The sequence below is a fragment of the Aureimonas phyllosphaerae genome (genome assembly GCF_047943035.1).
Lineage (GTDB): Bacteria > Pseudomonadota > Alphaproteobacteria > Rhizobiales > Rhizobiaceae > Aureimonas > Aureimonas phyllosphaerae.
In genome coordinates this window covers 120,508-140,807 of sequence record NZ_CP181348.1, presented here as the reverse complement: position 1 = coordinate 140,807, position 20,300 = coordinate 120,508, and the positions used below count along the sequence as shown (strand labels likewise).

19 protein-coding genes are annotated in these 20,300 nt (G+C 67.6%); 2 read left to right on the top strand and 17 right to left on the bottom strand.

Going from position 1 to position 20,300, the window contains the following annotated elements:
- Positions 1 to 14: 14 nt before the first annotated feature.
- The 11 genes from ACLNGM_RS00665 to ACLNGM_RS00615 form a co-directional block, all read right to left on the bottom strand.
- Complete coding sequence (locus ACLNGM_RS00665; RefSeq protein WP_416356762.1) at positions 15 to 1,037, bottom strand: putative FMN-dependent luciferase-like monooxygenase; 1,023 nt, start codon at positions 1,035 to 1,037, stop codon at positions 15 to 17.
- Entirely contained in the window at positions 1,034 to 2,644 is a 1,611-nt protein-coding gene (locus tag ACLNGM_RS00660) for a dipeptide ABC transporter ATP-binding protein (RefSeq protein WP_416356761.1), read from the bottom strand. The genes ACLNGM_RS00665 and ACLNGM_RS00660 overlap by 4 nt, the downstream gene beginning before the upstream one ends.
- Positions 2,641 to 3,504, bottom strand: coding sequence for an ABC transporter permease (locus ACLNGM_RS00655; protein ID WP_416356760.1), 864 nt, complete (start codon positions 3,502 to 3,504; stop codon positions 2,641 to 2,643). The genes ACLNGM_RS00660 and ACLNGM_RS00655 overlap by 4 nt, the downstream gene beginning before the upstream one ends.
- Positions 3,501 to 4,448 carry an ABC transporter permease gene (locus ACLNGM_RS00650; protein WP_416356759.1) on the bottom strand — a complete coding sequence of 316 codons (948 nt, stop codon included), beginning with the start codon at positions 4,446 to 4,448 and terminating at the stop codon, positions 3,501 to 3,503. The genes ACLNGM_RS00655 and ACLNGM_RS00650 overlap by 4 nt, the downstream gene beginning before the upstream one ends.
- Complete coding sequence (locus tag ACLNGM_RS00645; RefSeq protein WP_416356758.1) at positions 4,445 to 6,085, bottom strand: TIGR04028 family ABC transporter substrate-binding protein; 1,641 nt, start codon at positions 6,083 to 6,085, stop codon at positions 4,445 to 4,447. The genes ACLNGM_RS00650 and ACLNGM_RS00645 overlap by 4 nt, the downstream gene beginning before the upstream one ends.
- 299 nt (positions 6,086 to 6,384) lie before the next feature.
- Positions 6,385 to 7,134 (bottom strand): ABC transporter ATP-binding protein, encoded by a 750-nt coding sequence (locus ACLNGM_RS00640; RefSeq protein ID WP_416356757.1) that lies wholly within the window; start codon positions 7,132 to 7,134, stop codon positions 6,385 to 6,387.
- The gene (locus ACLNGM_RS00635) at positions 7,131 to 7,922 is read right to left on the bottom strand and encodes an ABC transporter permease (RefSeq protein ID WP_416356756.1); all 792 of its coding nucleotides are present in this window, start codon (positions 7,920 to 7,922) and stop codon (positions 7,131 to 7,133) included. Before ACLNGM_RS00635 ends, ACLNGM_RS00640 begins: the two co-directional genes overlap by 4 nt.
- Entirely contained in the window at positions 7,915 to 8,760 is an 846-nt protein-coding gene (locus ACLNGM_RS00630; RefSeq protein ID WP_416356755.1) for an ABC transporter permease, read from the bottom strand. Before ACLNGM_RS00630 ends, ACLNGM_RS00635 begins: the two co-directional genes overlap by 8 nt.
- 10 nt (positions 8,761 to 8,770) lie before the next feature.
- Positions 8,771 to 9,829: an ABC transporter substrate-binding protein gene (locus ACLNGM_RS00625; protein ID WP_416356754.1), complete on the bottom strand. Its 1,059-nt coding sequence runs from the start codon at positions 9,827 to 9,829 to the stop codon at positions 8,771 to 8,773.
- Positions 9,830 to 9,861: 32 nt separating this feature from the next.
- Positions 9,862 to 10,200 carry a 4Fe-4S dicluster-binding protein gene (locus ACLNGM_RS00620; protein WP_416356753.1) on the bottom strand — a complete coding sequence of 113 codons (339 nt, stop codon included), beginning with the start codon at positions 10,198 to 10,200 and terminating at the stop codon, positions 9,862 to 9,864.
- Positions 10,197 to 11,723, bottom strand: coding sequence for an FAD-dependent oxidoreductase (locus tag ACLNGM_RS00615; protein ID WP_416356752.1), 1,527 nt, complete (start codon positions 11,721 to 11,723; stop codon positions 10,197 to 10,199). The genes ACLNGM_RS00620 and ACLNGM_RS00615 overlap by 4 nt, the downstream gene beginning before the upstream one ends.
- Positions 11,724 to 12,003: 280 nt before the next feature.
- Between ACLNGM_RS00615 and ACLNGM_RS00610 the strand changes: the two genes are divergently transcribed.
- Positions 12,004 to 12,252, top strand: coding sequence for a hypothetical protein (locus ACLNGM_RS00610; protein WP_416356751.1), 249 nt, complete (start codon positions 12,004 to 12,006; stop codon positions 12,250 to 12,252).
- A gap of 484 nt (positions 12,253 to 12,736) precedes the next feature.
- Here the strand turns inward: ACLNGM_RS00610 and ACLNGM_RS00605 are convergent, their stop codons facing one another.
- The 6 genes from ACLNGM_RS00605 to ACLNGM_RS00580 form a co-directional block, all read right to left on the bottom strand.
- A complete protein-coding gene (locus ACLNGM_RS00605) occupies positions 12,737 to 13,216 on the bottom strand; it encodes an NUDIX hydrolase (protein WP_416356750.1) in 480 nt (159 codons plus the stop codon).
- A gap of 9 nt (positions 13,217 to 13,225) precedes the next feature.
- Positions 13,226 to 13,798, bottom strand: coding sequence for a histidine phosphatase family protein (locus tag ACLNGM_RS00600; RefSeq protein ID WP_090966623.1), 573 nt, complete (start codon positions 13,796 to 13,798; stop codon positions 13,226 to 13,228).
- 28 nt (positions 13,799 to 13,826) lie between these two features.
- Complete coding sequence (locus tag ACLNGM_RS00595; RefSeq protein WP_416356749.1) at positions 13,827 to 14,642, bottom strand: inositol monophosphatase family protein; 816 nt, start codon at positions 14,640 to 14,642, stop codon at positions 13,827 to 13,829.
- An 8-nt stretch (positions 14,643 to 14,650) separates the two neighbouring features.
- Positions 14,651 to 15,718 carry an ABC transporter ATP-binding protein gene (locus ACLNGM_RS00590; RefSeq protein WP_416356748.1) on the bottom strand — a complete coding sequence of 356 codons (1,068 nt, stop codon included), beginning with the start codon at positions 15,716 to 15,718 and terminating at the stop codon, positions 14,651 to 14,653.
- Complete coding sequence (locus tag ACLNGM_RS00585) at positions 15,715 to 17,955, bottom strand: ABC transporter permease (RefSeq protein WP_416356747.1); 2,241 nt, start codon at positions 17,953 to 17,955, stop codon at positions 15,715 to 15,717. Before ACLNGM_RS00585 ends, ACLNGM_RS00590 begins: the two co-directional genes overlap by 4 nt.
- A 62-nt stretch (positions 17,956 to 18,017) precedes the next feature.
- Positions 18,018 to 19,043 (bottom strand): ABC transporter substrate-binding protein, encoded by a 1,026-nt coding sequence (locus ACLNGM_RS00580; RefSeq protein ID WP_416356746.1) that lies wholly within the window; start codon positions 19,041 to 19,043, stop codon positions 18,018 to 18,020.
- A gap of 108 nt (positions 19,044 to 19,151) precedes the next feature.
- On the opposite strand from ACLNGM_RS00580, the gene ACLNGM_RS00575 reads away from it, so the two are divergent.
- Positions 19,152 to 20,210: a LacI family DNA-binding transcriptional regulator gene (locus ACLNGM_RS00575; RefSeq protein ID WP_416356745.1), complete on the top strand. Its 1,059-nt coding sequence runs from the start codon at positions 19,152 to 19,154 to the stop codon at positions 20,208 to 20,210.
- Positions 20,211 to 20,300 lie beyond the last annotated feature (90 nt).

Below are 20,300 nucleotides of genomic sequence, written 5' to 3'. Positions count from 1 at the left end.
CCTAAGGTCGAGTATCAGACGGCGCGGGCGAGCGCCGGGCGGGGAGAGGTGCGCCAGCCGAGGGCGGGGGCGACCTCGGTCGCGAAGAGTTCGATCGAGCGCAGGATGAAGGCGTGCGGCGGGTCGATCGAATGGACCTGCACCGAGACCTCGGTCGCATGCTCGAGCGTGCCGTCGCGCGACAGGCTCTCGGCCACCTCGTCGGGCGTTCCGACATGGCTGTCGAAGGTTCGCAGGAGATCGTCCAGGCTGTCGCCGAGAAGGACATGTCCCTGCGCCGCGAAGTGGGCGGCGACGCGTCGCAGGCCGGTCTCTGCGAGACGCCGGGCGTCGTCGCGCCGGTCGGCGACGAAGACGCTGCGCGAGGCGAGGATACGCGGCGCGGCGCCGGCGGGGAGCGCGGCGTGATAGGCTTCGACGATGGGAAGCTGAAGCTCCGCGAGCGGCAGATCCGGCTGCCCTTCCGGGCGCGGCTGCGTGCGCGACAGGAGTAGCCCGTCGCCGGCCTCGCCCGCGCGCGCCCCGCCCGGCACCGAGAAGGTTGCCTGCCAGACGCGCCGGTCGAGGTCACCGGCCGATGGGTAGAGGCGGTTGTCGCCGCCCAGCGTCTCGCCGCGCAGGGCCCGGCGCAGCGTCTCGACCTTGCGGCCGAAGATGAGCCGGCGCTCCGCGCTGTCGAGGTCGAAGGCAGCGAAGGAGGAGGCGGTTCCGCCCGAGCCCAGGCCGAGTTCTAGCCGGCCGCCCGACAGGGCGTCGAGCACGGCGGCGTCCTCGGCGACGCGGACGGGCTCGTCCAGCGGCAGTGTCACGATGCCAGTGCCGAGGCGGATGCGGGTGGTGACGGCGGCGACGTTGGCGAGGAAGACGAAGGGCGAGGGCTGCCCGCCCTCGTCGCGGTTGAAGTGATGCTGGGCGATCCAGGCCGTGTCGAAGCCGAGGCGCTCGGCATGAACAATCTGCTCGCGGGCCAGCCGGTAGCGATCGGCCGGCTCGGCGTCGTCGAGGATGCGGGTGAAAAAGCCGATGCGTTTGGTCATGCGGGGGAGGCCTCGTGGCGTCGGACGGGGCGGCCGCGTCCGGGAATGGCGTCGATCAGCTCGCGCGTGTAGACGGCTGTCGGGCGCTGGAACACCTCCTCGACGCGGCCCGCCTCGACGACGCGTCCCGCCTTGAGCACGCTGACAGTGTCGGCGATGGCCCGGACGACGGCGAGGTCGTGCGAGATGAAGAGGTAGGTGAGCCCGAGATCGCGCTGGAGTTCGTCTAGAAGCCGCAGGATCTGCGCCTGGACGGTGACGTCGAGCGCCGACACCGCCTCGTCGAGCACAAGAATGCGCGGCTGGAGGATCAGGGCGCGCGCGATCGCCACGCGCTGGCGCTGGCCGCCGGACAGGGCCGCGGGGCGCCGCGCCGCAGAGTCTGCGGGCAGATGGACGCGCTCGAGCATGGCGTCCACGCGGCGGCGGCGCTCCTCGCGCGCGACCGGTTCAAAGTTGAGGAGCGGCTCCTCGACGATCTCGCGCACGCTTTGGCGCGGATCGAGCGAGGCGAAGGGGTTCTGGTAGACGAGCTGGATCGTGCGGCGGAAAGCGCGCAGGTCCGCCCCCTTCAGCGCGGCGACGTCTCGGCCGCCAACCGTGATGCGGCCGGCGGTCGGGCGCAGGAGGCCCAGCACGGCGCGCCCGGTCGTAGTCTTGCCCGAGCCGGACTCGCCCACGAGCGCATGGGTCGTGCCGGGCGCGACGTGGAAGCCGATGCCGTCGACGGCGCGGAACAGTCCCCGCCCGGTGGGAAAGTCCTGGGCCAGCCCCTCGACCGAGATGATCGGCGGTGCGTCCAACGGGGCGGTAGTGCGGCGCGTCGGCGCGGCGAAGGCCGGCGCGTCGGCGAGGAGACGCTGGGTGTAGCTCTCACACGGGGCCGCGAGGAGCTCGCCCGCTTCGCCTTCCTCAACGATCCGCCCGCTACGCATCACGACGATGCGGTCGGCCCTGTTGGCGGCGACGGCGAGGTCGTGCGTCACCAGGAGAACGGCGGTCCCGTGTTCGCGGCGCAGAGCGTCGATCAGGTCGAGGATGCGGCGCTGGACCGTCACGTCGAGGGCCGAGGTCGGCTCGTCGGCGATGACGAGTCGGGGTTTGAGCGCGAGCGCGATCGCGATCAGCACGCGCTGCTTCATGCCGCCGGAGAGTTCGTGCGGATACTGTCCGATCCGCAGCTCGGGATCGGGCAGGCCGACCCGTTCCAGAAGGGCGAGGCTTTCCGCACGGATCGCACGGCGGTCGCGGTGCCCGTGGAGGCGGAAGACCTCCCCAAGCTGCGTGCCGATCGTCTGCACGGGGTCGAGCGAGGAGCCGGGGTCCTGGGGAATCAGGCTGACCACCCAGCCGCGAAGGGCCGAAAGACGGCGGTCCGACCAGCCCGAGACGTCCTCGCCGCCGATCAGGATGCGGCCGGCCTCGACCCGCCCGTTGCCGGGCAGGAGACCGATGATCGATTGCGCGGTCGTCGTTTTGCCGGAGCCGGACTCGCCGACCAGCGCCACGACTTCGCCCGGCCGGACCGTGAGGTCGATGCCCCCGACGACCGTCCGCCCATCATAGGCGACGCGCAGGCCTTCGACCCGGAGAAGGGGCGCGTTCATCGGCTGCCTCCCGAAAGGGCCCGGCCGACGCGGTTGGCGGCGAGCACGACGACGATGGTGGCAAGGCCCGGGAAGACGGTGAGCCACCAGGCGCGGGCCATGTAGTTGCGCCCCTCCGCGATCATCAGGCCCCATTCGGGGGTCGGCGGCGGCGCGCCGTAGCCGAGGAAACCGAGCGCGGAGATCTGGAGGATCGCCCAGCCGAGCTGGAGCGCGGCATAGGCGAGGACCGTGGTCATCGAGTTCGGCAGGACGTGGCGCCAGAGCACGGCAGCGAAGGTTCCGCCCGAGCCGAAGGCGGCCTCCACGTAGTCCGACCGCCGCACGGTCATCACCTCGGAGCGCACGAGGCGCGCGAAGCTCGCCACCGACGTGATGCCGACGGCGATGGCCACCTGCACGTGTCCGAAGCCGAGGATGATGATGAGCGCCAGCGACAGGAGGAGGGTCGGGATCGCCAGCATCACGTCGACGAGCCGCATGAGGGCGCTGTCCGTCCGTCCACTGACCGCGCCGGCGAGGAGCCCGATCAGCGTGCCGAGGGTGAGGCCGACGCCGACCGCGATCGCCGCGCCCGACAGCGAGTAGCGCGCGCCGTGGACGATCCGGGCGAAGACGTCGCGGCCGAGCTCGTCGGTCCCGAACCAGTGCGCGGCTGAGGGAGCCTTGAGCTGCGCGCCCGCGATGCCCGTCACCGCGCTGTGGCCGCTGACGAGTGAGGGGGCGAGCGCGAAGAGCACGGCGAGGATCAGAACGACGACCGAAAGCGCGAGGGCTACAGGGAGCCGGCGAGGGAAACGGAGCCGACGGGACCGCTGCTCCGTTTGCCCGAGCGGCGCGAGCGAGGACACGGTGCTCATGCCGCCGCCTCGGGCGGGCGGCGCAGGCGGGGGTCGACGAGCGGATAGAGAAGGTCCACCAGCAAGTTGACGAGGACGAAGCCGAGCGCCGCGATCACGACGATGGCCTGAAGCACGGCGGCGTCCTGATTGCGGACCGACCGCTCGGCGAGGCGCCCAATGCCGTTGAGACCGAACACGGTCTCCGTCACGACCGCGCCCGCCAGGAGCTCGCCGAACAGGAGACCGGCGATCGTCAGCACCGGAAGGAGCGCGTTGCGCAGCGTGTGGCGCAGGAGAACCTGTGGCCGCGTCGCGCCCTTGGCGCGTGCGACCGCCACGAATCCCTGTGTCGACAGGGCGTCGAGATTGCGCAGGAGCACCTGTGCGATGGGCGCGGATATGGGAACCGCGATCGCCGCGACGGGCAGGATCAGTCGTTCCCAGGGCCCCGGCGCGATCACCGACACGAGCCCGAGCCGGAACGATACGATCTGGACGAGCACGATACCGAGCCAGAAGACCGGGATCGATACGAGAAGCCCGGGTAGTGCGGCAAAGGCCTCCCGTAGGAAGTGGAAGGGCGTCAGCGTCGCGAGGAGCGTGACGCCGAGCGCCAGCACCACCGCAGCGGCGAAGGCGAGGCCAGAGAGCCAGAGCGTCGCGGGCAGGTTGGCCGCGATCTCGCCCGCAACCGAGGCGCCCGACGCGATCGAGAAGCCGAAGTCGCCCTGGAGGAAGCCGACGAGCGTGTTGAGGTATTGGGTCCAGACCGGATCGTCCGCGCCATAGAAGGCGCGGATGTTGGCGACCGCCTCCGGGCTCAGCCCCATGTCGCCGCCGACGAAGCGGATCAGCACCGCATCGCCCGGCATAAGCTGGAGGAGCACGAAGGAGACCGTGAAGGCCGCCCAAAGGACGAAGCCCGCCTGTGCCAGGCGGCCGAGGACGAGCCGGCCCCTCATTTGTCGAGCCAGACGCTGTAGAAGCTCGGCCGGCCGACGGCCTCGAAGGCGAGGCCCTTCACGTACGGCGCCGCACCGTAGACCTGCGGCTCCTCGAAGATCGGGATGGCATAGGCTTGGTCCACGACGTAGCGCTGGACGTCCTCGGCAAGCGCGAGGCGCTTTTCCGGATCGGTCTCGGCGGTGATCCCTTCGAGCAGGCCATTCAACTTGTCGTCGCGGAAGCTCTTCACCTTGTCGCTGACGCCGCCCGTCTGGAGGAGGACGTTGCGGTTCTTGGGATAGTACTGGCTCTTCAGCACATCCGGGTCGGCGCGCCCGACCATCGCGGGCGAGACGGGGGTCTTGGCCGGGTCGAGATTGTCGGCGACCGCCGAGCCCGCGTCGCCACCCAAAACGTTCAGCTTGACGCCGAGCGTGGCCCATTGCTGGGCGACGAGCTGGAGCGCTGCCTTGTTCTGCGGCTGCGGCAAGGATTCGTAGGCGGTCAGTTCCAGCCGCTCCCCGTCCTTCTCGCGCAAGCCCGACGGGCCGACCGTCCAGCCGGCCTCGTCGAGGAGGCTGCCCGCCCTTGCTGCGTCGAAGCCGAGCCTGTCGGAAAGGTCGACATAGCCGAGCGCGCTCGACGCGATCACCGACGTCGCGACGGGGTAGTTCTTGGAAAACAGCGTCTGGACGATGGCCTTGGTGTCGGTGCCGTGCAGGAGTGCTTGGCGAACCTTCACGTCGGCCACGAGCGGGTTGTCGGGCCGGAAGACGATGGAATTGTTGACGCCGCGTGTTGACGGCGCGGCGATGGTGAACCCCTGCGAGGTTAGTCCGTCCTCATCATAGGCCTGGATCTGGCGCACGACGTCGCCCTGGCCGGAAGTGAGGGCGCCGATGCGCACGCCGTCCTCGGGCACGATCACGTAGCGGATGCCGTCGAGATAGGGGCGGCCCTGGTGCGCGAGCTTGGCAGGCCCCCAGTTGTAGTCCTCGCGAGCCTTCAGGTTCAGTTCGGTGCCAAGCGTCTCGCTCTCCACGACGAAGGGCCCGGAGCCGACGATCAGCCGCGCGTCGCCGAGCTCGGCGAAGTTGCGCTTCAGCGTTTCCGGCGCGACGAGGCCGGAGCCGATCACGGACGTGCCTTGGAGGAAGCCCGGGCTCGGCGCCTTGAAGTGGAAGCGAACGGTCAGCGGATCGAGCACCTCGGAGCGCTCGTAGTTGTTGACGACCTCCGAGACCGGGAAGTTGCGCTCCTTGTTGCCGAGGCCGAACGTGTCGAAGTTCAGAGCCACCGCGGCGGCGTCGAGCGGCGTACCGTCGGAGAAGGTCACGCCCGGCCGCAGATGGAACGTGTACTCAGTCGAGTCGGCGTTTATCTCCCACCGTTCCGCGATCCAGGGTTCGATCTCCAGCGTCTGCGGGTTCTGGTAGGTCAGCTTGTCGGTGATCTGGTTGAGGATGCCGCCGTTTGGGTAAAAGCCGCCGGCTGGCGGGTAGAGCACCGTGTGGGGCTGCTGCTCGAGATAAACGAGCATGCCCCCGGCCTTCGGCGCGCCTTGCGCGAAGGCTGTCGACGAGCCCAGTGCGAGGGCCATCGCCATCATGCCGAAGCCGCGGCGGGTCAAGACGGGGAGGTGGCTTCGAATCATGATGGAACTCCTTCGGATCGGAACGTGTCGCAAGGCCGCGCTCACCGCTGGCCGGCTCGATGATAATGTCTACTGATTTTATAGAATGAGAAGGGAAGTTGTGCTGTCTTGCGACCGTGAGGCGGAAAGAGTTTTCCCGTTTCCGGCCCTTGGTTCGGGTGGCGCGGGTCGCCATGCCGTTTGTGACCGATCGCGCTCGGTGGGCCCGCGTTCCGTATCCGAACACGCTCTTCAAGTGGGCGCTTCCCCCAAGGGCACGGGCGTTTCGACTTCGTATGCCGCAGGGGCGACGGGCGGCCTCAGTGCTTCGCGGCGAGGAGCGACAGCAGGTAGCGCTTCAGTTCGACCAGACCGGAGCCGTTGCGATCGCGCGGGCGGAACTCGTCGACGCTCAGCGTCTCGACGACCCGTCCGGGCCGCGCATCCATGACGACGACCCGGTCTGCCAGGAACAGGGCCTCTTCGATGTCATGCGTGACGATGACGATCGAGACGCCGCGGCGCTCCCAGATGCGGAGCAGCTCCTCCTGGAGGCGCATGCGCAGGAAGGAATCGAGCGCTCCGAACGGCTCGTCCATCAGGATGATGCGCGGCTCGGTTACGAGCGCGCGAGCGATCGCCGCTCGCTGCGCCATGCCGCCCGAGAGCTGTCGCGGATAGGCCCGCGCGAAGTCCGAGAGGCCGACGAGATCGAGGTGGTGCCGAACCCGCTCTTGCCGCGCCGCAGCGTCCAGACAGAGGCTGTCGAGAGCGAGATCCACGTTCTCGGCGGCCGTGAGCCAGGGAAACAGTCGATGGTCTTGGAACACGAGGCCGCGGTCGGTGTCCGGTCCGGTCACCTCGCGACCCTCCGCTCGCACGCTTCCTGCATAGTCGCGGTCGAGGCCCGCGATCAGCCGCAGGAGGGTGGACTTGCCACACCCCGACGCACCGAGGATCGCGACGATCTCGCCCGCTCCGACGGTGAGGTCGACGCCGCGCAGCACCGGAACGGGCACGCCGTCCACGCTGTAGTCCTTCGCGACGCCGCGCAGTTCAAGCGAGTTCATGGGCGGTTCTTCAGCCAAGGGAACAGGTAACCGAAGGTGGCGCGTGACAACGCATGAAGCGCGACGCCCACCCCGGCTAGAATGATCACGCCTACGGCGACGAGATCCATGCGGAACTGGTCGCGCGCGCTGGCAAGGAAGCTGCCGACGCCGCGCCCGTTGCCGATCGCGTACTCAGCCCCGACCGTGCCGATCCAGGCCGAGATCAGAGCCACCTCGACGCCGAGGCGGATGGAGGGAAGGGCCGACGGCAGGACAAGCTTGAGGAAGCGCGTCCGACGGCGCAGCGCGAGAGTTTGTCCAACCTCCGCGAGACGGGGACCCACGTCGTGCATGCCACGCTCGGTCGCGAGGAAGATCGGGAAGAAACAGGAGAGGCTCGTGAACGCGATCTTGGTCGCCTCGCCGTTGCCGAACCAGGCGGTCAGGAGCGGGATCCAGGCGAAGAGCGCGACCTGTCGCGACGCATGAAGCGAGGGCGAGAGCGAGCGTTCCGCAAGACGGGAGAGACCGCAGGCGGCCCCGACGGCGAACCCCAGCAACCCGCCCAGCAGCCCACCGATCGCCACCCGCACGAGGCTTTCCGCAAGACCCAGCCAGACTTGTCGACCGTCAGAATCGGTGAACGGGGCCGCCGCGACCTCGAAAGGCGAGACTGCCAACGGGCCAGAGAGGGCGCCGGACGCCGCCAGACCTGCCCATGCGAGCAGGAACGCGGCCGGAACGGCGGCGCCCCGCAGGCGTCGAAGCGAGGTTCGGCCGGTGGAGGGGCTCAGGATGTCAGACATCGGCACCATACCTGCGCGCGACCCCCCGCTCCGTGCGGCGCAGGAGGAGTTCGAGGATGAAACCCGTCACGCCGACCACGATCATCCCCGCGATCACGAGGTCGAGCTGGAACAGGGTCCGCCCCCACACCATGAGGTAGCCGATGCCGTCCGTGCCGGCGAGCATCTCAACCACGACGAGCGAGACGAAGGCTTGTCCAACGGACAGACGCAGTCCGCGGAACAGGAACGGCATGGCCGCCGGGAGGGTCAGGCGGCGGAACCGCGTCATCGGCCGGAGGCGCATGACGTCGGCCGCCTCCGAAAGCTCGTGCGGGACGGCTCGCCCACCCTCGATGGCGGCGATCGCGATCGGGACGAAGCAGGCCTTGGCGAGGATCACGATCTTCAAGGATTCCTCGATGCCAAGGACAAGGATCAGAAGCGGGATCCAGCCGAGCGAGGGGACGGCGGCGAGGGCCCGGAACGTCGGTCCGACATAGTCCTCGAGTGTCCGCGAGCGGGCGAGCGCCAAGCCGAAGGCAAGACCCAGCGGCGCCCCGATCGCCAGCCCGAAGAGAATGCGACGTGCCGAAAGCGCGAGGTTGGCGGACAGGTCGCCCGTCCGCGCGAGGTCGACGAGGGTTGCCCACACCATGGAGGGGGGCGGCAGGACCTGCGCCGACATGAGCCCGAGGTCGAACGCCCCCTGCCAGAGCCCGAGGATCGCCAGCGGACCGAGGAGCGTCAGCGCCCAGTGGATGGCCGGGACCGGCAGCAGCCCTGCCGCCCGCCACAGCCCGGCCCGACCTGGCTCGCGACGGCGAACGCCGGGCGCCGCCTCGATCTGGAGGGTCATGCCCGGCGGCTCAGTTCTGAAGGGCGGCGGGTGCCGCACGCTCGGGCCAGGTGCCCTGGAGATCGAGCGAGGCAAGCGACGCGTCGAGGAAACGGGACTCCACCCATGCGTCGAGGTCGACGTCCGCACGGATCAGCTTCTGCTCGCGATCGAAGGCGATACCGCTCCGGTAGCGAGCCCGGAACAGGTCGTCGAGGCGCGGATCGTACTTGGCACGCAGCGCCGTCCCCTCGTTGGCCTTGCGAATGATCTCGACCGGCGTTCCCGCCCGGCTCCAGATCTGAAAGGCTTCCTCGCGGTTCTCCTCGTGCCCGAGCCATTCGGCCGCCCGCACGAGGCCGTTGACGACCTTCTGGGTCGCTTCCGGGTATGTGTCGATGAAGTCCTGCGTGCCAAGGAAGGCCCCGAAGCCGTCGCCGGACGCGCCCTGGTCGGAGGACTTGTAGAAGACCTTGGCCAAGCCCTTGGCCTCGAGAGGCAGGAGGAAATCCGCGCCGAAGGCGGCATCGACGCTGCCGGCGCTCAACGCGGCGAGCTGGTCGGCGTTCTTCAGATCGACGATCGTCACGTCCTTTTCGGACAGTCCTTCCGCTTTCAACGCGGAAATCAGCCCCCAGTGGATGATCGTCGCCTTCTGGATGGCGACCTTGCGCCCTTTGAGGTCGGCGACGCCCTTGATGTCAAGGTCCGGACGCGAGACGCCGAAGATCGTCGTGCCGCCGTAGGAGGCGAGGATCCGGGTCGGCAGGCCGCGGGCCTTACCGATGATGTTGGGCACCGCGCCATAGGAGGCGAAGTCGAGTTGGCCGTTCGACAGCGCCTCATTGATCGCCGGCCCGGTCCCGGTGAAGTAGGTCCATTCGAGCTTGACGGGCGTGCCCTTGAACTCGTCCGCGACGAACCCCTTGGCGTCGGCGATCGTCTGGAGCCCGACGCCGAAGGGCGTGCCGAAACCGAAGCCAACATCGCCGAGGCGGATCACCTGCGGCAGGTCCTCGGCGGAGGCAACCGCGTGGAGGGAGGTCGAGAGAAGGGCTGCGAGCACGAAACTCGAGAGGATGCGGCGCATGGATTCAATCCTTCGGAACAAGGGAAGCGGGGTCACGGCACGATCGTGCCGGCTTCGAAGATGCGATAGCTGAGGTCGTCGCGCGTGCCGCGGGGCTTGGCGTTCTTCCAACCCATCTCTCGGCGGAAGCTGCCAAGCACTCCGCGCGCGGCCAGATCGGCCTCGGAGACCTCATCACGCTCGTAGGTCAGCGGCGAGACGTAGAGGGCGTCGGCCGGGCAGTAGAGCTCGCAAAGGAAGCAGGTCTGGCAGTCGTCCTGCCGGGCGATCACGGGCGGGGCGTCCGGCACCGCGTCGAAGACGTTGTCGGGGCAGGCGGCGACGCAGATGTCGCACTGGATGCAGCGGTCCTGGCTGACGAGCTCGATCATGACGCCAGCCTCCGTTCTGTCTCCGGCGTTTCAGATACCCAGGCGGCCTCGATGCCGCCGGCGCGGAGGCTGCGGGGGCCACGCGCGTCAGCGTCGGGAAAGTCAGTCCGACGCTGGAGCCCGCGGCTTTCCCTCCGGGCGAGCGCGGCCGCCGTCGCCCAACGGGCTGTCGCCAAGAGGGCCTCGGCTTCCCGGGCACGTCCGTCGGCCCGCCAGGAACGGTCGCGCCAGAGCGCCTCGAAGGTCGCGGCGCTCTGCGTCAGGCTTGCTTCGTCGCGGAAGAAGCCTCGCTCGAGCGGCTGCATCCGGTCCTTGACCGCTGCGATCACATGCGTGGCGTCCCCGTTCGCGGCCCTGTCGCCGTCGTGGGCCGGCGCAGCAGCCCGGGAATGCTTCCGGAGGCCGAGTCCGGAGGCGAACGCCGAGGCTGCCTCACCGGCCCAGGAACCCGTTGCCATGGCAAAGCTGGAGTTCGGACCGCCGCCGCCGCTCACCGCGCCAGACATGCGCTCGCGCGAGCTCGCGTCTCCGACCGCATAGAGGCCCGGAACGGTCGTTTGCCCGCAGTCCCCGGCCAGCAGCCCGCCGGTGCCGCGCACCGTGCCCTCGTGGCGCATCGTGACCTCGAAGCGCTGGGTGAACGGGTCGATGCCCATGCGGTCGAACGGCACGAAGATGTTGGGCTGGCCCTTCCGGAAGCCCTCCCGCAGGCGCGGCGAGGCCTTGTCCAGGATGGCGTAGACCGGACCGTCCAACAGATGCCGCGCGATGCCATGGCGGTTGCCGGCGACATCGAGCTGACGGCCTGACGCGTCGGAGAAGGTCGCCCAGAAGTAGACGACGCCCTTGGTCACGCCGGAGTTGACCGGCGAAATCCCGTACTGGGAGGAGAACTCCATGCCTGAGAGGTGCGCCCCGACCTCCGCCCCGATCAGGTAGCCGTCGCCCGTCAGGTTGTTCGTGCCGAGCGCCCCGCTGAGGAAGGCACACCCCCCCGTCGCGATCACGACAGCGCCTGCCCGGACCTTCCAGCGCTCGCCCGTCCGACGGTCGTAGCCCGTCGCTCCGGAAACGACACCGTCGGAAACGAGAAGCCCGTCGGCTGGACTCTGGTCACGAAGACCGGCACCGCCCTTGATCAGGCGTTGGCGCATGAAGCGCAGGTAGTCTACGCCCCGCAACATGCCGCGATAGGGTCGGCCGTCCTCGTAGGACGGAAAGGGGTAACCCCAGCCGGCCAGCCGGTCGAGGTTCTCCTTCGTGCGGTCAAGGACCCGTTCGATGAACTCGGCGTCCGCAAGCCCCTGTCCAAGTCGTACGCGCTGCTCGACGGACATGCGGCGCTCAGCGGTGCCGCGTGCGGTGTGAATGATGGTTGTGTTGCCCGAGGCGGTCGCTCCGCCAGTGCCGACGTAACCCTTCTCCACCAGCATTACCGAGGCGCCCGCCTCGAGCGCCGTCAATGCGGCCCAGCACCCCGCCGGTCCACCACCTATCACCAGAACGTCGACCTGATCCGCCACGGCATTTCCCCTCGAATACCAACAGTCTATTTCTTCGATAGACAAAGCGGCGAGGAATGCGGTTCCTGTTTTGCTCCATCGGAGGGGAAGGGATTTCTAGTTCAGGTGAGGAAGCCCGAATTGACGGAGCGACAGGCATATGTCGTTGACGTGTCTTTCAATTCTTTGGTTGCGACCCTTTCTTGCAAATGCTTTCCCAGTCTTTCAACAGAGCGACTAGTTTGGGGCTTCTTTCCGTCTGTGGGCGGGCACCCGTCAAATTCGGCGAGACCGAATTCGTTTGCGCGCAACCCTCACGCGCCTTCGCCATGTGAGCCTCGACAGTGGGGCTCCCGGAATTCAGTTCGTCGTCTCCAAGCTGGACGACGAGACGAGGCACGGCGATCCCGACGGACCGGCGAGCGTGTGCATGCTGAGCGGCGGCTCTGCGTTCGATCCAAAGAATGCAGGGATCCTCCTGTCGTTCCTCCCCGACCTCATCCACATCCGTGACCTGAAGCGCATCGTCACCTTAGTGAAGCTCGTCTGAAGCGAGGCGCAGGACGAGAGGCCGGTCTGGGGGATGGTTTTGGAGCGGTAGCTGGAGCATCGTCTCATAATGCTGCCCCGCCGGGCCTCCTTCGTGCCCTTACCATCGATCTGCTGGCGAATGCGAATGGACATAGCCCGGAACATGATGCGGGGCTGGAACGTCAAAAAGTTGCAAGAGCGGTCGGCTATAGCTCCGCCAGTTCCCTCAGTATTGCATTCTCCTGCGTCGTCGGCGTGCTGCGGATGTGGTTCGCGCGTCAAGACGGCGCCACGGTAGGAATCTGCGGCGAGTAACATGTCCGCTTTTGAGGGATCAAAGATACGGCTCCAATGACGTAGTAGGGTCGGTAGCGGATCGTCGGCTTTCGGGGTCCAGTTCCTTGGCGCCGACCGGCGCGACCGGGTGGTTTCCTGCCTGTCCGCTTTCGAGAAGCAGTCCTCGCAAAGCAGACATTGCAGAACGACCGCTCCGACACCGGTAGTCAGAACTTGATGCTCGCCTTGATTCCCAGGAAATCGCAAGCCGTCACATTCGCCGGAAGGTTCAGCATAAGCGTGCTGAGTTCCGGCTCGAGGACCAAATCAGCTGCTTCGAGCAAGGACACCCATCTGACCGTGCGCTGATCCCGCTCCTTCCAACGCTTCTTCTGCCGCTTTACCTTTAGCGCATAGACATCCACCCGAGTGAGCCGGAAGTCGATGCGGGTTCGACGCCAGTACGTGTAGGAACCTACGTCGTCAGGGAAGGCGATCCCGACGACCCCGGCTTCCTCCTTCGCCTCGATCCTCGCGGCCTCCGGGTCGGGCAGCCCCTTCATGGGCCATCCCTTTGGAATGATCCAGCGTCCCGTACTCCGCGACGTCACCAGGCAAATTTCCGCGCGGCGCTCTTCGTTCATACGAATGGGCATGGCCGCGACCTGATAGGCGCGGCGGTCGGACTCGATAGCGATCGAAGCCATCCTCAAGCTTCAGCGGGGTGCGATCGGAGCCCAGCCGCTCGTCGGCCGAAGGCTCGGCAGGACGGCCTTCCACCAATGTCCCTGGGAGGGCTGATCGAAGGTTCTCGATATGGCATGGCCCGAAAGCGCGCAGAACAGCAGCGTGCCGACGGCTCCATGGGAAACCACTGCCACGTCACCTTCTCCATGCTGGGCCAGGATTCGAAGCACCGCCTGCCGGACGCGCGTCTGCGCATCGATCGCCCGCTCCCAACCATGGATGCTGGTGTTCGGATTCGCGAAGAAGGCGTCGGCGACCGCTTCGAACTCAGCCGGCGGGAGAAAGCCGGTCGCGCTCCGGTCGTTCTCGCCGAGATCTTTCGAGACCTGGATGCCGAGACCCAGAGCCCCGGCCAAGATACCAGCCGCTTCGATCGCCTTCGTCTCGCCGCTGGCCCACACCGTGCGAACGTCGGCGCACACTGACGAACGCGAGAACGCTCGTATCCGCTCGATGCCCTTATGGCTCAACTGCCAGCGTTCGATCGGCACCGCCGGATCGACGACGACTTCAGGATGGGTGACAAACAGCAGCGATGCCATGGCGAAGGCTCAGCGATGGGACGACCGTTCAGGCGGCGTTCGCTCCGACGATCCGCAGGAGGTCCGCTTTCGTGCCAGGCGAACCCACGATCACCGCTCCGCCCGCGCTCATGCTGCTCCACCCTGACGGATCCACGATCCAGCCGCCAGCTTCCTTGATCAGCACGTAGCCTGCGTAGCAGTCCCAGGCATTCATGTGTGGCTCCCAATAGGCCGCCAGACGGCCCGCGGCCACATAGGCCATCATCAGCGCGCCGGATCCGTTGCGGATGAACATGCCGCCTTCGTCGAGAAGTTGCTGGACGACGCCGGAGACGACCCGGCTGGGAATACGGTGATTGGCGCCGAGGCCGAGGACGCCGGACTGGAGCGTCGCCTCGCTCGAAACATGGATGGGCTGCCCGTTGAGCGTCGCGCCGCCGCCGCGACGCGCGGAATAGAGCTCGTCGGTGGTCGGCGCGTAGATGACGCCGGCCACGATCGCATCGCCCCGCATGATCGCGATCGAGACGCACCAGGCGGGGATGCCGAACACAAAGGGGCTGGTGCCGTCGATCGGGTCCATCACCCATCGGAAGCCGGAGGTGCCCTCTTGCAAGCCGTACTCCTCGCCCAGCAGGCCGTCATCGGGAAAGCTTGCCGCGATCCGCTCGCGCAGGAGCGTCTCCACCTCCTTGTCGGCGATGGAGACGACGTCCTGCCCGCTCGTCTTCTGGTCGATCGTCAAGCGGGAACGATCGCGGAAATAGGCGAGGGCGATACGCCCGCCCTCTCGGGCGATGGCTTCGGCCAACATCTGGCGATCAGCGACAGTGGTGTCGGAGTGTTCGATCGTGTCGGACATGGTTTCTCTCAGGCAGGGATCAGGGCGACGCCGCGCTCGTGCAGGCCGATGCCGATATCGCTGGCAACGGGGCGCACGTTCTCGATGGCGGAGTCGACGACGAAGAGGCGGCCGTGTGCCGTCTCGACCTCGTATTCGATGTGGTCGCCGAGATAGGCGGCGCTCGTGACGCGCCCGTCCAGGCGATCGGGGCCGGGCTCGCCCAGCGTGATGGCATTGGGGCGGATCGCGAGCTTGGCGGCGCCTTCACGCGCCGTCGGCATCCGGATCGGATGGCGCAGGCCGCCGAGCCTGGCTTCCAGCCCGCCGTCCGCGCGCCTTGCGACCTCGCAAGGAACGACGTTCGCCTCGCCGATGAAATCGGCGATGAAGGAGGAGGCCGGTGTCTCGTAAAGCTCGCGCGGCGTGCCCGCCTGCGCGATCTCGCCGGCCTGCATGACGACGATGCGGTCGGAGACCGCCAGCGCCTCCTCCTGGTCGTGCGTCACGTAGACGGCTGTGAAGCCGAGGCGTTGCTGAAGCTCCCGGATCTCGGTGCGCACGTGGCGGCGCAGCCGCGCGTCGAGATTGGACAGCGGCTCGTCGAGAAGCAGGACCTGGGGTTCGAGAACGAGCGCGCGGGCCACCGCCACGCGCTGCTGCTGGCCGCCGGACAGTTCGCTCGGCAGGCGCTCGGCAAAGCCTTCGAGGCCGACGAGGGCCAGGCCGTCCTTTCCCCGTTCCATCGCCTCGCGCTTGGAGCTGCCGCCCGAGCGCAGGCCGTAGGCGACGTTCTCGCCGACGGTCATGTGCGGGAAGAGGGCGTAGGACTGGAACACCATCGAGACGTCGCGCTCGTTGGCGGGCAGGTTGGTGACGTCGCGCCCGCCGATCAGGATGCGCCCCGCCGTCGGCTGCTCGAGGCCCGCCAGCATGCGCAGTGTCGTGGTCTTTCCGCAGCCGGAGGGGCCGAGCAGCGTGACCAGCGTGCTTGGCTCGATGTCGAAGCTCAGCGAGCGGATGGCGACCACCGATCCGAAGCGCTTCTCGACGGCGTCGAAGCGGACGGACCCTTTTTGCACAGGGGCTTGGGTCATGCGGGCGTCTCCTGCGAAAGCGTGGCGGCGGTCGTCGGTGCGGCGGCGGCCGGTGCGGCGTTGCGGGTCTCGCGCCGCAGCGTGCGCTTGCCCACCGCAAGTTGGAACAGCGCGATCACGCAGATCATGACGACGATCAGCACGGTGGAATAGGCGATGGCGACGCCGTACTCGCCGTTCTCGGTGAGGCCGACGATGTATGAGGTCGCCATGTTGTACTGGGCGCTGACGAGGAAGATGACGGCGCTGATCGAGGTGATTGAGCGCACGAACGAGTAGACGAGCGCCGCGACGATGGCGGGCTTGAGCAGCGGCAGCACGACCCGCCGCAGCGTCGTGAACGAATTGGCGCCGAGCGTCAGTGAGGCCTCGTCGAGGCTGCGGTCGAGCTGGCTCATGGCCGCGATGCCGCCGCGCACGCCCACCGGCATGTTGCGGAAGACGAAGCAGATCACGAGGATCAGCGCGGTGCCCGTCATTTCAATCGGCGGCAGGTTGAAGGCGAGGACGTAGGATACGCCGATCACCGTTCCGGGAATGGCGAAGGAGAGCATCAGCACGAACTCCAGCGCCTCCCGGCCGGCAAAGTGCTGCCGAACCAGGAGATAGGCCGAAAGGAGGCCGACCAGCGCTGTGAGGGGCGCGGCGATGAGGGCGATCTCCATCGTGGTCCAGAACGAATCCCAGGCGACACCGGTCCACAGAAGGCCGGCGTCCCCAGCCGAGACCGAAAAAGCCTTGGCGTAGTGGTCGAGCGTCAGCGTGTTGTCGAGACCGAGCGTGCGCACGAAGCTGCCGGCGATGATCATCGCATAGACGGTCAGCGTGAAGAGCACCCAGACCAATACGACGGTCACCACCACGGCGCGCAACCTGCGATCGAGCGGCGCGTGGCGTCCCGAATCCCCCTTGCCGGTCACGGTCGTGTAGCTGCGCCCGCGAAGCCATAGGCGCTGAAGAAAGAAGGCCGACAGGGTGAAGCCGAGAAGGACGAGCGCGAGCACGGCCGCGCGGGCAGGGTCGTTCTGCGCGCCGACCACGGCAAAGAAGATCTCGGTCGACAAAACGCCATGGCTGCCGCCGAGCACCAGCGGATTACCGAAATCGGCCATGCTCTCGATGAAGCCGACGAGGAAGGCGTTGGCGAGGCCGGGGCGCATCAAGGGAAAGGTGACGGTCCAGAATGTCCGCCAGCGGTTCGCCCGCATGGTCTGCGCCGCTTCCTCCATCGCCGGGCTGATGCCGTCCATCACGCCGATCAGCACCATGAAGGCGATCGGCGTGAAGCTCAGCATCTGCGCGATCCAGATGCCGGGCAGGCCGTAGAGCCAGCGGCCGCCGTCAAGGCCCGTCAGGGTCAGGATCCCCTGCGTGACGACACCCGAGCGCCCGAACAGGAGGATGAGGGCGAGACCGATGACGAAGGGTGGCGTGATGATGGGCAGGATCGTCAGGAGGCGCAGCAGGCGCTTGAAGGGAAAGGCCGTGCGCGTGGCGACGAGCGCGAAGGCGAGTCCGAGGATCGTCGTGCCGAGGCCCGTGCAGATCGCGAGCGTCACCGTGCGCCAGGCGAGGCCGCAACTGCCGGTGCCCGTTAGGCAGGCAAGCGACCAGATCGACGGGTCCTGGATGTTGGCGAGGAAGCTCGTCGCGTCGAACGAGCCGTCGATCGCCTGGAAGGCGCCCGCGAAGAGGCTCGCCAGCGGATAGAGCACGAAGGCGGTGACGAGCGCGACGACGAGCGCGATGGCCGACAGCACGAAGGCGTCGCCGCGCAGGCGCCCGCGCTCGGCAAGGCCGAACGAGAGAAAGAGGAGGAAGGCGAGCGCCAGCGCGAAGGCGCCGAGGCCGAACGGCGGCTGGCCGTCGTCCAGCGCACCGAAGAGGCTCTCCCAGCCGCTCCAGTTCCAGCCGCCGTAGCCGATCGCCAGACCTTCCGAGACGAGAAAGGCGAGGCCGATGCCGCCGACGGCCGACAGCCAGCGCCCGCGCCGCTCGCCGGAGGGCACGAAGCGAAGGGCGATGGCCGCGGCGACGAGCGCAGCGAGCGGCAGGAGCCAGAGCGCCGAGCGCAGGCCGATCTGCAGGAGGCCCGGAGCGGCGTCCGGGGAGAGGGGCCATGCACCGAGCCACCCGAGCGACCAGAGGCCGCCTTCAATGCCGTACCAGGGTAGAAGGGCAAAGGCGACGAAAGCAAGGGCCAAGGCACCGTCGAGCCGGCGCGCGCGCGAATCCATCGGCTGGATCTCCCGAGGACTGGAGGACGGCGGGCGTCGAGGCGGCGCCCGCCGATGCCGGATCAGTTGGCGGCGGCACCGATCTCGCGGTCCCAGCGCTCGAGCAGCGCCTTGCGCGTCTCGGCGTTGCCGTACTTGGCGAAGTCGTAGTCGATGAGCTTGATGTCATCGAGATTGGGCGCCTCGGGCGGCACGGTCGCGCCCTTGTTCGACGGCAGCTGGAAGCTGTCGGCCTCAACGGCCTTCGACTGGACCTCGGGCGACAGCGCCCAGTCGTAGAAGACCTTGGCGTTCTCGAGGTTCTTGGCACCCTTGACGATCGACATCGAGCCGACCTCGAACCCGGTGCCCTCGCAGGGCGCCACGGTCTTCACGGGAAAGCCCTGCTTGGTCACGGCGACGGCGTCGTGCATGAAGACGATGCCGATGCCGGTCTCGCCGCGCGCCGCCGCCTTCACTGGGGCCGAACCCGACTTCGTGTACTGGGTGACGTTGGCGTTCAGCGCCTTCTGATAGGCGAAGGCCTCGTCCTCGCCCATCAGTTGCACCAGCGTGGCGAGGGCGGTGTAGGCCGTGCCCGAGGAGTTGGGATTGGCGATCTGGATCTCGCCCTTGTACTTAGCGTCCGTCAGGTCCTTCCAGCAGGCCGGCGTAGCCAGACCCTTCTTTTCCAGGATCTGCGTGTTGTAGCCCCAACCGAGCGCACCGGAATAGACGCCCACCGTCTTGTAGCCGGACACTTCGGCCTGGCGTTGCGCCCAAGGCTGCAACTGGTCCAGCATCGGCGACTTGTATTCCAGCGTCAGGTTGTCGTCGGCCGCCTGCAGGTGCGGATCGCCCGTGCCGGCCCACCAGACGTCGGTCTTCGGGTTGCGGGCCTCGGCCCGCAGGCGTGCGTACGCCTCGCCGGAGCTCATGCGGACCATGTTCACGTCGATGTCGTGGCTGGCTTCGAACTCCCGTTCCATCAGCTCGCACCATTTGACGTCGGCGGCGCAAACAAGGTTGAGCGTACCCGCCGCGCGGGCAGGCAGGACCGCAGCCATGGCGCCAAACAGGATGGTCGTGACGAGAAGTTTGGTGCGCATGATCGAGCCTCCCAGCATCGTGATGAGCGTTGCACTGCTGTGCAAGCTCAACCGGACACCGTCGATTGTCAACCGGGCATCGTGGTGCCAATGTGATGCATCAAACCGATGCACGGCCATGCAAGGGAGATCGGGGTTCTGAGCAAGACGACGCGCAGTCCGGGGACGGGGCCCGCTTTCGCCAGCGCCCAGGAGGTCGCGCGCCTTGCCGGCGTTTCGCGGTCCGCCGTATCCCGCGCGTTCACGCCAGGGGCCAGCATCTCTCCGGACACGCGCGCCAAGGTCGAGGCTGCCGCGGCCGAACTAGGCTACCATGTGAACCATCTGGCACGCGGGCTCATGCGCCAACAGACGGGGATCGTCTGCCTTATCGTTGCCGACATCCAGACGCCATACCTGTCGCGACTGCTCGAAAACCTGTCGCGATCGCTTCAGGAGGCGGGCAAGGTCGTGATGGTTCTGAACGCGGGCAGGACTTCCGGCAATGTCGAGGGGGCGCTGCGCCAGACCCTGAACTACCGTGCCGACGCGACCGTCGTGCTGTCCGGCACACCCTATCGCTCGATCGCCCAAAGCTGCCTCGACAGCGGTCAGCGCCTCGTGCTTCTCAACCGGAACGATCACCTGCCCGGCACCGTCAATCTCGCGGTCGATAACGCCCGCGCTGCCCGAACGGCCGCGACCCTCTTCCTTCGCGCCGGTTATAAGCGCCTTGCCCTCGTCACCTCGGGGATCGGAACCCCGAGCCTTCTCGCCCGACGAGAGTGCTTCATCGCCGTCGCCATGGAAGCTGGGGCAGATGTTACGGTGTGGGAAGGCGGCGCGACGGCGTACGAGAGCGGGCTGCAAGGGGGGACGGCGCTGTTCTCATCCGATGAGCCGCCTGATGCCGTCTTTGCCGTCACCGACCTTTTGGCCTGCGGCGTGATGGACGCCGTCCGCCACCGCTTCCGTCGCCGCGTCCCGGACGAGGTTGGGGTCATCGGGTTCGACGATATCGAGCAGGCTGGGTGGGCGTCCTACGATCTCACGACCTTCGCGCAACCCGTGGTCGACATTACCGACTGGACCGTACGGATCGTCGCGGACAGGTTGGTCGAGGAGCCGGCGGATCGCGTGTTCGAGGCACCGCTCGTGTGGCGGTCGTCGGTCGCAAGGGCCGTGTAACCGATCTCTCTCTCCGGCCTAGCAGCGGGATCCTCGGGTCAATACGCCGGCGCCTGCAAAGGGAGAACTTATGTCAATCGCTGCTGTATC